Source organism: Shewanella frigidimarina NCIMB 400 (genome assembly GCF_000014705.1).
GTDB classification, from domain to species: Bacteria; Pseudomonadota; Gammaproteobacteria; order Enterobacterales; family Shewanellaceae; genus Shewanella; species Shewanella frigidimarina.
Genome location: NC_008345.1, coordinates 3,286,947 through 3,300,900 on the forward strand (window position 1 = coordinate 3,286,947; position 13,954 = coordinate 3,300,900).

Below are 13,954 nucleotides of genomic sequence, written 5' to 3' on the forward strand. Positions count from 1 at the left end.
TCACATATACTCACTGGGGTGAGGCAAAACACTCCCCCTTGTGAACATAACAATAAGGACAACAAGATGGCAGGATTCAATAAAGTCGTCCACAGCTATGACGAAGCACTAGCAGGACTGAATGACAACATGACCATTATGGTCGGCGGGTTTGGTTTGTGTGGTATCCCTGAAGGCTTAATTAACCACATGGTTAAAATTGGCGTTAAAGGCTTAACGGCCATATCAAACAACGCCGGCGTTGATGACTTTGGCTTAGGGCTATTACTAAAGCAGCATCAAATTGCCACCATGATTGCATCATATGTTGGAGAAAATGCCACCTTTGAACAGCAAATGTTGTCAGGTGAACTCAATGTTATTTTAACCCCGCAAGGCACATTGGCTGAAAAAATTCGTGCTGGCGGCGCGGGTATTCCGGCATTTTTCACCGCGACAGGTTACGGAACGCCGATTGCTGACGGAAAAGAAACCCGTGAAATTAAAGGTCGTCATTACGTATTAGAAGAATCATTAACGGCAGATTTTGCCTTAGTTCGCGCCTGGAAAGCCGACACCATGGGTAATTTGGTGTTTCGCAAAACCGCCGCTAACTTCAATCCAATGATGGCCACCGCAGGTAAAATTACCGTGGTTGAAGCTGAAGAGATTGTTGAACCAGGTGAGTTAGATCCAAACCATATTCATACACCGGGTATATATGTTGATCGCGTTATCAAAGCCAGCTTTGAGAAACGAATTGAGCAACGTACCGTCAAAGCTGCGAAATAAGGGAGACAACACCATGGCACTGACCAGAGAACAACTCGCCCAGCGCGTAGCAAAAGAATTACAAGACGGTTTTTACGTTAATTTAGGAATTGGGATCCCTACCCTTGTGGCTAACTATATTCCTCAAGGCATGCAAGTGATGCTGCAATCTGAAAACGGTTTACTCGGCATGGGCGAGTTTCCGACAGAAGAAAACATTGATGCCGACCTTATCAACGCCGGCAAACAAACGGTTACCGCAGTGGCTGGCGCGTCATTCTTTTCATCAGCAGAAAGCTTTGCGATGATCCGTGGCGGCCACGTAGATCTCACCGTGTTAGGCGCATTTGAAGTTGATGTTAACGGCTCTATCGCCTCATGGATGATCCCAGGAAAACTGATTAAAGGCATGGGCGGTGCAATGGATTTAGTCGCTGGCGCTGATAATATTATTGTCACCATGATGCATGCAGACAAATACGGTAATTCAAAATTATTATCAAAATGTGAACTGCCATTAACCGGTTATGGTTGCATTAAACGTGTAATGACAGATTTGGCCTTTATGGAAATTAAAGATGGCGCATTCCATTTACTTGAACGTGCCCCTGGCGTGTCTGTTGAAGAGATCGTCACAAAAACAGCCGGTAAGCTAGTGGTGCCTGAGCATGTGCCTGAAATGACCTTTTAATTAATCTTAAACGGTTAATATAACAAAGCCCGCCACTCTGGATATACTCAGTGATGCGGGCTTTTTGTATTTTTTAAAATGACAACTAACTAAAAGTACCTATCGCTTCGTTGGTGTGACCGTTAATTTGCAGAAAACCTACAAGGTTAAAGGCGCAAGCAATTGATCATCTGCTGGAATAATCAATACGTTACTGCGCATGCGCTCTAAAACCAACTCGGCAGTATTGCCTATAATCCGTCCTAATAATCCTTCTCGCTGCCGAGCACCAATCACAAAATATTTACTCTTCAATCTGCAGGCTAGCTCAAACAAGCACAGCTCAGGCTCACCAGCAATAATATGGATACACTCAGGATCCATATTAAATTTAGCAATCTGTTTTTGATGATCTTTATATGCCTTTTTAACAAGAGCATGTGTATCAATCAAATCCATATCTCGTAATATTTTGGGTACCCTAAGCACAAAAGCTAAATGTAATTTGGTCCCTGTAGCTTCTGCAAGTTGCTTACCATATGCCACCACTACGCTATTGAGCTGTTGTTTAATTGGATCATGAGTAGCAAGATCGACAGCCATCAACGTTGCGTTGCCCTTAGTGAGTGGATTACTGGTTAATAATAATAACGGGATCCGCGTATGGCGTATCAACTGCCAGTCAGTGGGTAAATAATGGTCGGCATGATGTACAGCCTTCACCATAAGATCAAACCCATGACGAATAGAATGATGACAGGCATGTTCAAATAAATATTTGCTCCACACCATGTGTACCGGAATATCTTCACCTTTAAGATCCACGAGATGCTGCTTTAATTCAGCTTCTCGTTGATCCATTAACTGTTTTTGAGCAACGCTGACTAAACGAGGGTTATAACTTTCAGGACCACTAAAATAAGCATAAGAATAAGCAAAGACTTCCGCATTTTTGTTCAATTGCTTTGCCAGTTGCAAACCGCTGGCTACTGCGTCGGTATGCGCCTGTTCCATTTGTGCAATAATAAACACTTTGTCCATTTAAATCTCCTTATACAAGCCAATTTTTACTGTGCAAAACGCTTGAAAACAAATCAATTTACTCCATTAAACAAACATCTATCGGTAAGCTTAACAAAGCTGATGAGTAGGCTTCCCCAACTAATTATCTCGCTAATACTCCACTAGCAAAAATGAAGTTAAAAAACTGAGCAAAACATGAGCAAGGAACTATTTTTAGATTAGCCAATAGCGTAAGTTTGTGCTCAAGTATCGGTACAAAAGTTGATCGAAATCAACTTTCGTAAAGCAATATGAATCGATTATATATTAACCAACTTAGCGCAGAGATATGGCAATAGACAACTTTTTTATGTCACTCATTCTGGTTGCAGGTAGAGTTTTGGATGAACTTTGTGACCGACAGAGAGGCCAATCGCAGTAGGAGAAGCTACTGCGAGATTAATACTCCAATGGAATGCTTTTTTGAAGCCTGAAGTAAAAAAGGATTCCGATATGTGGTTGTTCCAGTTTTTCGGAAGCCGATAAAAAGGTCAAAATTACAGTACCTGATATTACAGTGATACTACGCTACTCAATATAATGATGGGCTGATGCCAAATTAATCTAAATGTTTATATTGGAATGCTCCTAAAACCTTGGCCAATAATTGTTGACCACTACCTTTGGTTCTTCCCTTTAAGACACGGTGATGTTCTCAAATGGTGGTATTAAAAAAATGTGTTCAGGTGATAACTAACACTATGAATATATAAACTTTTTAGTTTTCACCACATTGAATAAAAATAATTTTTGATGATGCAGTAAGCAATTAAATACCATAATATTCGTTACTCGAAGTTATAAATAAATTGGTCTAGCTGGACAGGGATTCTCTGAAGTGCACTAGGTTCCATTACATAAATGTAGGTAAATATTGCTTCTATCAATAACTAGAAGTAACTAAATTAAAAAGCTTTCTGGTCATTTAATTATGTAAATAGCACTAGCAACGTTCACTTTTGGTGGAGTCCAATTGTACCTATTCAGAAATACTACGAACTATACGGGATCACCATCTACACTTTGTGTGGAGAACGATAAATAATTGCGCCACCACGAATAATCGAGCATTTTACAAAGCATATTTAGTAAATTAGCAGTTCATAGATTGGCTGCTGTCGCTGGTTAGGAGAAGTAAGGGTTGCTCCTGATAATGATGCCGTATATGGATGTAAACACTGTATAACGAAATGATTCTAGGGGATAAAGGATGAGTAGATTATCAAGTAAAAGCTGGTTGAACGATTTGATGAATATTCATTTTCGAATAGCATGGTTTCGTGTGGTTGCTTTTGCCTTTATGTGGGTAATGCTTACTGAGGGGTCAGTAAACTCATGGTTGGTTGGCGCTCCGACAGTGCTCGTTGCTACGTTGATAAGTATGGTACTGGTATCTCCTTTTTCCTGCTCGGTGATTCACTCTGTACGCTTCGTGCCTTTTTTTATTTGGAACTCACTTCGTGGTGGTGCCAATGTAGCGTGGTGCGCATTAAATCCAAAAATTCCCATAGCCCCGGGCCTAATTGATTTTCCATTACGTCTGCCACCAGGAATATCCCGTGTATTTATGGCTAATACGGTCAGTCTGCTACCTGGTACATTGAGTGTCAATTTGGGGAAAAACCATTTAAAAGTTCATGTGCTTGATACACGAAAAAATGTGTTGTCGGAACTAATGACGTTAGAAAAAATAGTTGCCAAAATGTTCAATATCTCTTTGCACGATGGAAAAGGAGATGAATGCAATGAAAATATTTTATGAAAGGGTTTGCCTGCTGGAAACAACGAAGTTGGCGTGCAAGAGCTGGAATGTATTAGATGTATATGGCTTTATTATGGGGAATACTGCGGAATCAATCCTGAATCAGATTAATTGCTTCCTAAACGCAATCAAACCACTAGGCCTTAAAACGCCTGCTAAATTGGACGATTAAATCCGTATGCAAACTCTATATGTCTCACTGGCTTTGTTCCTTTTACTGAACCTCATTGTTGGAGTGTGGAGGGTGTTACGCGGCCCCACGGCAGCTGATCGCATGTTAACGGCACAGTTATTTGGCACCACATCAGTGGCGGTAATGTTATTACTGGCTCAAGCGACAGACAAACCAGCTCTTCATGATGTGGCATTAGTATTCGCCTTACTTGCTGCGGTAACCGCGGTAACCTTTGTCCGGCGAGTCTGGGGCGATAAGGAGACAAAGCATGACACTCATTAATGTCCTATCCAGCATCCTACTCTTCACTGGGGGCGCCTTCTTCTTAGCAGGCACTCTGGGCTTATTGCGATTTCCAGATGTATACACTCGCTTGCATGCTTTGACCAAAGCCGACAACGTGGGTCTGGGTCTGGTGGTCGCAGGATTAGCAGTTCAGGCACAAAGCTGGGGCACTGTGGGGAAATTGCTACTTATCTGGGCTTTTGTGATGCTTGCCAGTGCAACCACTTCCCATTTGATTGCAAGACGTGCATTGCAGCGAGGTATCAAGCCTTGGAAACGTTAAGCCTCCTTTACTGGGGGTTTGATAGCCTGTTAGTAACCGGCTTATTTTACCTAGCCTGGCAAGCTCTCGCCAGCCCAGATATGTTCAAATCGATTGTGCTGTTTATCAGTTTCGGATTATTAATGGCTTTAGCTTGGGTAAGGCTCAATGCTCCTGATATCGCTCTGGCTGAGGCGGCTATTGGTGCAGGCCTGACTGGCGCCCTGTTACTGGCCGCGTATGCGCGGCTAAAGGATCCCCGTGTTGATGAGTCTAACAGTGAGGAAGCGCAGCCAATTATTCCGCATAAATCGATTGAAGGTGATACAAATGATGAGTAAAAAGATACTTGGATACTCGAATCAGTATGAACCTGATGCTAATAATATGTCATTGATAGATATTGGCAGCATTATGACTCCCCTTCCCCTCGTCAGAGATTTCTGTGTGGTTTCCTTTTATAAGCTGCTACCCAGCCAACGTCAGGTGGCAGCTCAAAATCAGGAGAGATGATATGGATACAAGACCTTGGTTATTGTTGCCACTATTGCTGGTGCTCGGTGTTGTACTCAGTTATGCCGTATTGTCTATACCTGATCCTGCGCAAGAGCTGCCAACAATGCTGACCGACAACATGACGATAAGTGGCGCACACAATCCTGTGAGTGCGGTGCTGCTAAACTTTCGTGGTTACGATACTTTGCTGGAGATGGGAGTCTTACTGGCAGCTCTACTTGGCGTATGGTCTCTGGACGAAATGCCCACTTATCGCGGATCAGCCCCGGACCAGATTCTGGACATCATGTCTCGTCAGCTGATTCCCGTGTTTATTTTGGTGGCCGGTTACTTAGTGTGGGCAGGAGCTGATGCACCGGGGGGAGCTTTTCAGGCCGGTGCTTTACTGGGTGCGGCAGGTGTACTGCTACGGCTTTGCGGATGGCGGGTAAACAATCGTTACTCAGGCCTTCCGTTGAGAGTGCTATTAGTCTTGGGTCTAGCTATGTTTGTCATGGTAGGTACGGGGGCGTTGCTGATCGGAAGTGAATTTTTGCGATACCCTCCTACTGTGGCCAGTGAGCTGATGTTGATTATCGAATCTGCAGCTACCCTCTCCATTGGCGCAACATTGGCAGCGCTCTTCCTCGGTGGACGGCCAAAGGGAGAAGAATAATGAGCAATATTTACCTCTATGCACTGCTTGGCGTGGGTTTGTTCATTTTAGGTATATATTCCTTAATCGTTTACGCTAATTTGTTGCGCAAAATACTGGCTATCAATGTGATGTGCACCGGGGTGTTTCTGGTTTTGGTATCGTTGGCTTCCCGTAATCATAATGTCCAACCAGATCCTGTACCTCATGCCATGGTCATTACCGGTATCGTGGTGGCCGTATCAGCCACTGCGTTGGCGCTCATTTTGATGTTAAAAATAAATAAGGCAATTGGGAAAAGCGAATTCCCCGACAAAGATTGTGAATGAGACCTCGGAACCCAGAACAGAGAAAATATAGGCCATTTCATATTGTCTCAATGATTGAGTGCCGTAAAAACTAAATAACCAAAAATGACAACATAGCAAGAAAGGACTACCAAACTAAATTAGCGGAATATTTATGCTTCACCCCGGCGCCCTATTCAATGACATAGCCTTGTTTGCAACTGGCTAAGTGAATAAGCGCCGATGAGTGATAATGCAAACAGCGTGCGTGTAAAGAGCTCTTCACTAATATTGGGCAGGCACTGAATACTAAAAAGGACAAGATTGCTGCATGGAGTTAATTTTGGAGCAAATCCCGTGGATTGTGATGCCGATCATCTTCCCCTTGATAGGGAGTATGGCTTGCTTCCTGTTTCCGGCAAAAGCGAAGTCACTGGGTCTGCTGACTTCCTTGGTTGTTTTGGCATGTGTCACTAGGCTCGGCTGGCAACTCAAAGCACTAGGATCGCTGCGCTACCCTATGGGTGGTTGGGGGGCGCCATTGGGCATCGACCTTTACGCAGATGGTCTGAGTCTACTAATGCTATTGATGGCGGCACTGGTAGGTTTAGGTATCAGCATCTATTCCAGCAGTTATTTCAGTCGCGACAAAGCGAGGCATTTTTGGCCGTTGTGGTTATTCCTGTGCGGGGCGCTCAATGCATTGTTTCTGTCAGCAGATATCTTCAATCTCTATGTCACACTGGAATTACTGGGATTAACGGCAGTGGCCCTTGTGGCATTAGCAGGTGGCGCCGACGCCTTGATTGCAGCAATGCGTTATCTATTGGTAAGCCTACTGGGCTCCTTGTTCTATCTGTTGGGCGTTGCCCTTATCTACCACAGTGTTGGTAGTCTGGACATTGCAATACTAGCACAACGAGTAGAACCGTCACCTGCGATGTGGGCGGCGGTGGGATTGATAAGTACCGGCCTACTGCTCAAAACAGCGCTTTTCCCAATGCATTTTTGGTTACCGCCCGCCCATGCTTCAGCCCCAGCCCCCGTGAGTGCGCTTATGTCCGCATTGGTGGTCAAAGCTTCCTTCTATATTCTGCTACGCATGTGGCTGGAGTTCTTTCAAACGCAGGGGGGGGCATTTGCTAATTTTCTCGGACTGCTCGGCGCCGCGGCCGTCCTTTGGGGCGGAATTCAAGCACTGCGCCAAACACGGCTAAAATTACTTATTGCCTACTCGACAGTATCGCAACTGGGCTATCTGTTTTTGGCTTTTCCGTTGGGGACGAGCATTGCCTGGAAGGGAGCACTATATATGTTATTTTCCCATGCTATGGCTAAGGCGGCGATGTTCATGGCGGCGGGTAATATTCAGTTTTTTGCGGGACATGACCGCATAGCGGAGCTCGGCTCAATAACCCAACGTCTGCCACTGACATTGACGGCATTCGCCCTAGCTGGTATCAGCCTTATGGGGCTACCGCCAAGTGGAGGGTTCATTGGCAAGTGGTTATTACTGCAGGCATCAATAGAATCCGGACAGTGGTGGTGGGGAATTATTCTGCTCCTTGGTGGATTTCTGGCCACTGGCTATGTATTCAAAGTCATTGCTCATGTGTTTACTCATGACGAACCAACAAGCCGAACGGTAACACTACCGGCCACGATGGAGTGGAGCGCTTTAGGGTTGGCTTTAATAGCAGTGCTCTTGGGCTTGTTCACATACTGGCCGTTGGCAATGTTAGAAATGGGTTCCCCCTTTGGCACAGGACATAGCGGATGAATTGGAGTACGGCTCTGCCCTTGTTGATCCTCGCCAGCTCTTTCTTGCCGGGGCTGATAATTTTCTGCTTGCCCGAGGATCGTGTCGTCACCCGCACAATGCTTAATCTGGCAGGTGCGCTATTTAAGATTGTGCTGGTCGGGGGAATGTTTTGGGGCATATTACATGGCTATCATTTTGAGGCTCGTCTAACCCTCTTACCAGGACTCGATTTGGTTCTGCGTTCTGGCCCATTGGCGATGCTTTTCGTGACACTTTCTTCCGGACTGTGGCTGGTCACTACCGTTTATGCCGTTGGATATCTGGAGGGTTCACCTCATCGCAGCCGCTTTTTTGGCTTCTTCAGTCTGTGTGTTACTGCCACGACAGGTGTTGCCCTTGCGGGGAATTTGATTACCTTCCTGCTGTTTTATGAACTACTTACTCTTTGCACTTACCCACTGATCGTACACCGCGGAACCGAAATCGCACGCCAGGCCGGCAGAAATTACCTTATCTACACTATCATCGGGGGCGCATTGCTACTGCTATCTTCTGTGTGGTTGTATACGCTTGCCGGCACTCTGGAGTTCACCGACCGCGGCTTTTTGTCCGGGCTTGATGCCTCTTTGCACCCAACACTGATGATAATCTTCTGCTTGTTGATTGCCGGATTGGGGGTAAAAGCGGCTTTGGTCCCCCTACATGGCTGGTTACCTCAGGCCATGGTTGCCCCAGCGCCTGTAAGTGCGCTGCTGCACGCCGTGGCAGTGGTGAAGGCGGGCGCATTCGGCATAATACGGGTTGTTTACGATGTGTATGGCATTGAGTTTGCCAACAGTTTGGGGCTAACCTTACCCCTAGCAATACTGGCTGCTGTAACCATAATTTATGGCTCGCTGCGCGCCTTATTTCAGGACGAACTTAAACGTCGACTCGCATTTTCTACAGTCAGCCAAGTGTCCTATATAGTGCTAGGCATAGCGCTTGCCAGTCCTATCGCGACGCTGGGAGGACTGATCCACCTGGTGCATCAGGGAGTGCAAAAAATCACCCTTTTTATGTGCGCAGGTAACCTCGCCGAGACCCTAGGGATTCATAAAATCAGCGAGATGAACGGGGTCGGACGTCGGATGCCTTGGACCATGGCGGCATTCACCATTGGTGCCTTCGGTATGATAGGTGCCCCGCCGCTCGCAGGTTTTTTTAGCAAATGGTATCTAGGACTGGGGGCATTGGACGCAGGACAAGGCTGGGTGATATATGTTCTGGCGGTAAGTAGTGCCCTCAATGCCGCCTACTTTTTACCCATATTGTATACTGCTTGGTTTAAGGCCCCTCCCGATAGCTGGCCGGCCGAACGATCTTTTGGAAACAAAGAGACGGCTTGGACATTACTTGTCCCCCCCATAGTTACTGCACTGTTGACATTGGCTTTGGGGCTTTTGGCATTTGCACCGTTTAACCTATTGGAATGGACTCGATTAATTGTGAGTCGAGGATTTGCCTAATGAACGCCATAGTGAGTGTATCCCTACTTTTATCAGCACTAGGCCTGCCGCTGCTGTTGGCGTTCCCTGCACTGCATACTCACCTACCCAGACCGATACATATGGCGCTGTTGCCAGCTGCTACGCTTGTGTTTATTCCTGTGGATTTTGCTATTGAACTGCCCTGGTTTTGGCTGGGCGCTGGGTTGGGTATAGACGCGCTATCCCGTTGGTGGCTGGCTATGTCGGTGGTGGTGTGGGGCGTTGGAGCAGCCTTTGTGCCTACTCCAGCCAAATGTGACGGCTATAATCCACAGACTAGCTTACTGCTATTATTTCTAGTGGGGCAGATTGGCGCAGTGCTGGCAACGGATATGATTGTCTTCTTCAGCTTTACGACTCTGATGAGCTACGCGTGTATTGGCCTCTTGCTTACTCATGGTGACGAAACTACTCGCCGCGCTGGGCGGATATATCTGGTGCTACTGATCCTAGCAGACATCCTGCTATTCGAGGCCGTGATGATGGCCACCGCAACAACAGAATATCTGGACTTCGCTACCCTAACCAAAGCAATGACGCTATCAGAGTCATCATCTTTTTATCTGTCGATGGTAATTGTCGGTATCGCCCTCAAGGTAGGAGTGTGGCCATTACATCGATGGCTATCTTTGTCTTATTACTCGGTTCGGCCGGCGATGGCGCTGCTGTTGTGGCTAGGCCCCGTCGCCACGGGCTTGCTTTGTGGCCTGCGTTGGTTGCCGTTAGGTGAACTTGCCGCACCCATGGCTGGAGCTGTGCTGCTAGTGATCGGCTTTGCGACAATCTTTTATGCCATGCTGTCAGTTTCGCGGGTTCAATGGAAACAGCGACTTATCTGTGTTTTCTTCATTGCGACGGGAAGCTTTGTTATAGGCTTGGGGACGGGGCTGATCAAACCTGCCCTATGGAATCAATATGGAGACTCAGCCCATGTCTTCATTGCCTCTCTAGGATGGGGACTGGCATTGATGACCGCAGGGCTAGAATGGTTCAAGAGTGGAAAGGAAACATCCGGTTCGAGCAATGAGAACCTGACGGAATTGTCTGTAGAGCGTTGGTTTGATGCCTTCATTCGTTGGGGAGGGGGGATGGGAAACGAGACTTTGCCAGAACTTCGCTCTTCATGGTTTGCCAGATGTAAGGGACTCTGGCAAAAGCGAGGATGGCAGAACACGTTCGGCACCGGTGAATACTTTTTGCAGCGTTGGTCAATTGCGACCACTCTATTTATACTCTTAGTTATTGTGACTCTGGTTCTTTTGCTGCTGGATGCTATGTAGACTCAGTAAGACAAGTTACTTAATAGAACATAATAAAATTGGATTAGAAGCTGAAGTATCCCTACGAATTTAATAACTAGCTTGTGGATCCTTGATTAAATCTTGCATCATCTTAACTCCTGCTAACCAGTGAGATTTCTGCAGTTTCAAAGACTTATATTTTTAGGGTCTTAAGCTTCAAAATAATTTTGATAGATTAATTTATCACATCTGCTATTCCGAGTTGAAATTATACAAACCGGACAAAAACGATTACGTATTCGTTAGTAAAGCAAAAAATTTCATCAATACTGAACTTTCCAAAGGTGATTACTGTATTAACACAGAAGTTAACAGCACACATATTTCAGAGTAAACATATCGATACGTTGAACACATAGTATTAAGTTTACGTTTACGTAAAAATAATACTGAGTTTTTACTCGAAATTGGGTATGGTTAGACAAACCAACTATCTGATTGGACCAGTAACAAGCTGCATCTTGTTGCCGAGACCAAACTAAAATACAACATAACCAAGGAATGATCTTATGCCTATTTACCAAGCCCCTCTTCGCGATTATCAATTCATTCTGTCTGAACTGCTTAATGTCTATAAACAAACTGATTTACGCGGTTTTGATGAAATAGATGCGGATCTCACTGATGCAATTTTGCAAGGTGTTGCCGATTTCAGCACCGACATCATGTTGCCACTCAATGCCAGCGGTGACTTAGAAGGTTGTAAACTGGTTGATGGTAAGGTCATTACCCCTATTGGGTTCAAGCAAGCTTATAAACAATACGTACAAGATGGTTGGGCAACATTAACCTGTGATCCTGAATTTGGTGGCCAAGGTTTACCTGAAGTTATCGGTACATTCGCAACCGAAATGAAAACCGCCACTAATATGGCGTTTGCCATGTATCCAGGCTTAACCCATGGCGCTTATTCAGCCATTCATGTTCACGGCAGTGATGCGCTAAAGCAAAAGTACTTAGCAAAACTGGTCAGTGGCGAGTGGACTGGTACCATGAACTTAACCGAGTCTCATGCGGGTACAGATTTAGCCTTATTACGTACTAAAGCGGTTCCTGCGGGTGACGATGTATTTGCCATTAGCGGCGAAAAAATCTTTATCTCGTCTGGCGATCACGATCTCGCCGACAACATCATTCATTTAGTATTAGCGCGTTTACCTGATGCACCGGAAGGTGTTAAAGGTATTTCACTATTTGCTGTACCTAAGTTTTTAGTCAATGCCGATGGTAGCTTAGGCGAAGCTAACAAGCTTAGCGCAACAGGTCTTGAGCATAAGATGGGTATTCATGGTAACTCAACATGTGTGATGCATTTTGACGGCGCCATAGGTGAGCTTGTTGGTGCAGCACATCAAGGTCTAAAAGCCATGTTTACCATGATGAACCAAGCACGTTTAGGTGTGGGTATTCAAGGTTTAGGCGTATCAGATATTGCTTATCAAAATGCTCTCGTTTATGCCAAAGAGCGTATTCAAGGCCGTGCATTAAGTGGCGTTAAGCAGCCTGAACAAGCTGCTGACTCATTATTAGTCCATGGCGATGTACGTCGTATGCTGTTATCACAAAAGTCGTTCAATGAAGGTACACGTGCGTTAATGGGTCAACAAGCACTGTGGCTTGACCAAGTAGAACGTCATACCGATCCAGAAAAAGCCAAACAAGCTAATGCACTTGCGGCATTATTTACACCAATTGTTAAAGGCTTTGTCACCGACCAAGGCTTTAAAGCGTGTGTTGATGCCCAGCAAATCTATGGTGGTCATGGTTATATTAATGAATGGGGTATGGAACAGTTTGTACGTGATATCCGTATTGCAATGATTTACGAAGGCACAAATGGAGTGCAAGCACTCGATTTAGTCGGCCGCAAATTACTTGCCGACAAAGGTGCAGCATTAACCCTGTGGTCAGTTATGGTGAAGGAATTAATTCAGCAAAACGTTGGTAATGACGCAATGAAACCTTATCTTGCAGGCTTAATGGATGCAGCTGGCGATCTTGAAAAAGCCACCGGTTTTATTGTGCAGTCAGCCAGTAAGAATCCTGATCTTATTGGTGCAGCGTCAATGGCCTATATGCAGTTGTTTGGTATTACAGCGCTAGCGTGGATGTGGACTCGCGTTGCGGCAACATCATTAGCCGCATTAGAAGCAGGTACTGAAGAGACTGGTTTTTACCAAGCTAAACTTAAAACCGCACAATTCTTTATGAGCTATTGGGGCAGCCAAACCCGCAGTTTACGCAAACAAATTGAATCTAGTAGCGCTGATATTGTTGATTTCGCAGAAGCTGATTTTTAATAAATAATGACACACAAAAAAGCCGCATCAATTAACTTGAAGCGGCTTTTTTATTCAGTCTGATTAGGTTTGACTTAATCCCACAAAAACTCACGAAAATGCTTACGACAAACCGACTCGTAACTTTCATTACCGCCAATGGCAACCTGCTCGCCTTCACGCATTGGTTTACCATCATGATCAAGACGCACGACCATGTTTGCTTTACGGCCACAATGACAAATCGTTTTAAGCTCAACTAATTTGTCGGCCCAAGCTAATAAATATTGACTGCCTGGAAATAGTTCGCCTTGAAAATCATTACGAAGGCCATAACACAATACTGGAATATCAAGATTATCAACAACGTGTGTAATCTGCCTCACCTGTTCTTTACTTAAAAACTGACTTTCATCAATCAATACGCAGTGAATTTTTTGCTCATCATTCGACGTCGAAATTAACTCTATTAAATTATCAGTGCTACCGAACACCTGCGCATCGGTTTCGATGCCGATACGTGATGACACTTTGCCGACACCATAACGATTATCTATCGATGCCGTCATCACTAACGTGTGCATACCGCGCTCACGATAATTATAAGAAGACTGCAGTAATGAAGTTGATTTACCGGCATTCATCGCCGAATAATAAAAGTACAGTTGCGCCAAAATGAA

Annotated in this window: 14 protein-coding genes; 12 read left to right on the forward strand and 2 right to left on the reverse strand. The window is 45.1% G+C overall.

Going from position 1 to position 13,954, the window contains the following annotated elements; translation table 11 throughout:
* Nucleotides 1-66: 66 nt before the first annotated feature.
* Nucleotides 67-771 (forward strand): CoA transferase subunit A, encoded by a 705-nt coding sequence (locus SFRI_RS14135; protein WP_011638181.1) that lies wholly within the window; start codon nucleotides 67-69, stop codon nucleotides 769-771.
* A gap of 13 nt (nucleotides 772-784) precedes the next feature.
* Nucleotides 785-1,441, forward strand: coding sequence for a 3-oxoacid CoA-transferase subunit B (locus SFRI_RS14140; RefSeq protein WP_011638182.1), 657 nt, complete (start codon nucleotides 785-787; stop codon nucleotides 1,439-1,441).
* Between the two features lie 138 nt (nucleotides 1,442-1,579).
* On the opposite strand, the gene SFRI_RS14145 is transcribed toward SFRI_RS14140, so the two are convergent.
* On the reverse strand, nucleotides 1,580-2,461 hold the full coding sequence (locus SFRI_RS14145; protein ID WP_011638183.1) for a universal stress protein UspA: 882 nt from the start codon (nucleotides 2,459-2,461) through the stop codon (nucleotides 1,580-1,582).
* 1,231 nt (nucleotides 2,462-3,692) lie between these two features.
* On the opposite strand from SFRI_RS14145, the gene SFRI_RS14150 reads away from it, so the two are divergent.
* From SFRI_RS14150 to SFRI_RS14205, 10 genes are all read left to right on the forward strand, one after another.
* Entirely contained in the window at nucleotides 3,693-4,244 is a 552-nt protein-coding gene (locus SFRI_RS14150; protein WP_011638184.1) for a Na+/H+ antiporter subunit E, read from the forward strand.
* A gap of 244 nt (nucleotides 4,245-4,488) precedes the next feature.
* Nucleotides 4,489-4,701, forward strand: a complete 213-nt coding sequence (locus tag SFRI_RS14160; protein WP_244262831.1) for an MrpF/PhaF family protein — start codon at nucleotides 4,489-4,491, stop codon at nucleotides 4,699-4,701.
* Nucleotides 4,688-4,987 carry a monovalent cation/H(+) antiporter subunit G gene (gene mnhG / locus SFRI_RS14165; protein WP_011638186.1) on the forward strand — a complete coding sequence of 100 codons (300 nt, stop codon included), beginning with the start codon at nucleotides 4,688-4,690 and terminating at the stop codon, nucleotides 4,985-4,987. Before SFRI_RS14160 ends, mnhG begins: the two co-directional genes overlap by 14 nt.
* Nucleotides 4,975-5,307 carry a Na(+)/H(+) antiporter subunit B gene (locus tag SFRI_RS14170; RefSeq protein WP_011638187.1) on the forward strand — a complete coding sequence of 111 codons (333 nt, stop codon included), beginning with the start codon at nucleotides 4,975-4,977 and terminating at the stop codon, nucleotides 5,305-5,307. Before mnhG ends, SFRI_RS14170 begins: the two co-directional genes overlap by 13 nt.
* 173 nt (nucleotides 5,308-5,480) lie before the next feature.
* Entirely contained in the window at nucleotides 5,481-6,137 is a 657-nt protein-coding gene (mbhE, locus tag SFRI_RS14180) for a hydrogen gas-evolving membrane-bound hydrogenase subunit E (protein WP_011638188.1), read from the forward strand.
* Nucleotides 6,137-6,445 (forward strand): Na+/H+ antiporter subunit C, encoded by a 309-nt coding sequence (locus SFRI_RS14185; RefSeq protein ID WP_011638189.1) that lies wholly within the window; start codon nucleotides 6,137-6,139, stop codon nucleotides 6,443-6,445. The genes mbhE and SFRI_RS14185 overlap by 1 nt, the downstream gene beginning before the upstream one ends.
* Before the next feature lie 289 nt (nucleotides 6,446-6,734).
* Nucleotides 6,735-8,183: a complex I subunit 5 family protein gene (locus tag SFRI_RS14190; protein ID WP_011638190.1), complete on the forward strand. Its 1,449-nt coding sequence runs from the start codon at nucleotides 6,735-6,737 to the stop codon at nucleotides 8,181-8,183.
* Entirely contained in the window at nucleotides 8,180-9,673 is a 1,494-nt protein-coding gene (locus tag SFRI_RS14195; protein ID WP_011638191.1) for a complex I subunit 5 family protein, read from the forward strand. Before SFRI_RS14190 ends, SFRI_RS14195 begins: the two co-directional genes overlap by 4 nt.
* Nucleotides 9,673-10,974, forward strand: a complete 1,302-nt coding sequence (locus tag SFRI_RS14200; RefSeq protein ID WP_011638192.1) for a proton-conducting transporter transmembrane domain-containing protein — start codon at nucleotides 9,673-9,675, stop codon at nucleotides 10,972-10,974. The genes SFRI_RS14195 and SFRI_RS14200 overlap by 1 nt, the downstream gene beginning before the upstream one ends.
* Before the next feature lie 530 nt (nucleotides 10,975-11,504).
* On the forward strand, nucleotides 11,505-13,295 hold the full coding sequence (locus SFRI_RS14205; RefSeq protein WP_011638193.1) for an acyl-CoA dehydrogenase C-terminal domain-containing protein: 1,791 nt from the start codon (nucleotides 11,505-11,507) through the stop codon (nucleotides 13,293-13,295).
* A 74-nt stretch (nucleotides 13,296-13,369) separates the two neighbouring features.
* Here SFRI_RS14205 and SFRI_RS14210 read toward each other — a convergent pair whose 3' ends face one another.
* Nucleotides 13,370-13,948 (reverse strand): thymidine kinase, encoded by a 579-nt coding sequence (locus tag SFRI_RS14210; protein WP_011638194.1) that lies wholly within the window; start codon nucleotides 13,946-13,948, stop codon nucleotides 13,370-13,372.
* Nucleotides 13,949-13,954 lie beyond the last annotated feature (6 nt).

What these genes read in the sequence shown, in the direction of transcription:
- SFRI_RS14135 (WP_011638181.1), top strand. Translation starts at nt 67, where the DNA reads ATGGCAGGATTCAATAAAGTCGTCCACAGCTATGACGAAGCACTAGCA.
- SFRI_RS14140 (WP_011638182.1), top strand. Translation starts at nt 785, where the DNA reads ATGGCACTGACCAGAGAACAACTCGCCCAGCGCGTAGCAAAAGAATTA.
- SFRI_RS14145 (WP_011638183.1), bottom strand. Translation starts at nt 2,461, where the DNA reads ATGGACAAAGTGTTTATTATTGCACAAATGGAACAGGCGCATACCGAC.
- SFRI_RS14150 (WP_011638184.1), top strand. Translation starts at nt 3,693, where the DNA reads ATGAGTAGATTATCAAGTAAAAGCTGGTTGAACGATTTGATGAATATT.
- mnhG (WP_011638186.1), top strand. Translation starts at nt 4,688, where the DNA reads ATGACACTCATTAATGTCCTATCCAGCATCCTACTCTTCACTGGGGGC.
- mbhE (WP_011638188.1), top strand. Translation starts at nt 5,481, where the DNA reads ATGGATACAAGACCTTGGTTATTGTTGCCACTATTGCTGGTGCTCGGT.
- SFRI_RS14185 (WP_011638189.1), top strand. Translation starts at nt 6,137, where the DNA reads ATGAGCAATATTTACCTCTATGCACTGCTTGGCGTGGGTTTGTTCATT.
- SFRI_RS14190 (WP_011638190.1), top strand. Translation starts at nt 6,735, where the DNA reads ATGGAGTTAATTTTGGAGCAAATCCCGTGGATTGTGATGCCGATCATC.
- SFRI_RS14195 (WP_011638191.1), top strand. Translation starts at nt 8,180, where the DNA reads ATGAATTGGAGTACGGCTCTGCCCTTGTTGATCCTCGCCAGCTCTTTC.
- SFRI_RS14200 (WP_011638192.1), top strand. Translation starts at nt 9,673, where the DNA reads ATGAACGCCATAGTGAGTGTATCCCTACTTTTATCAGCACTAGGCCTG.
- SFRI_RS14205 (WP_011638193.1), top strand. Translation starts at nt 11,505, where the DNA reads ATGCCTATTTACCAAGCCCCTCTTCGCGATTATCAATTCATTCTGTCT.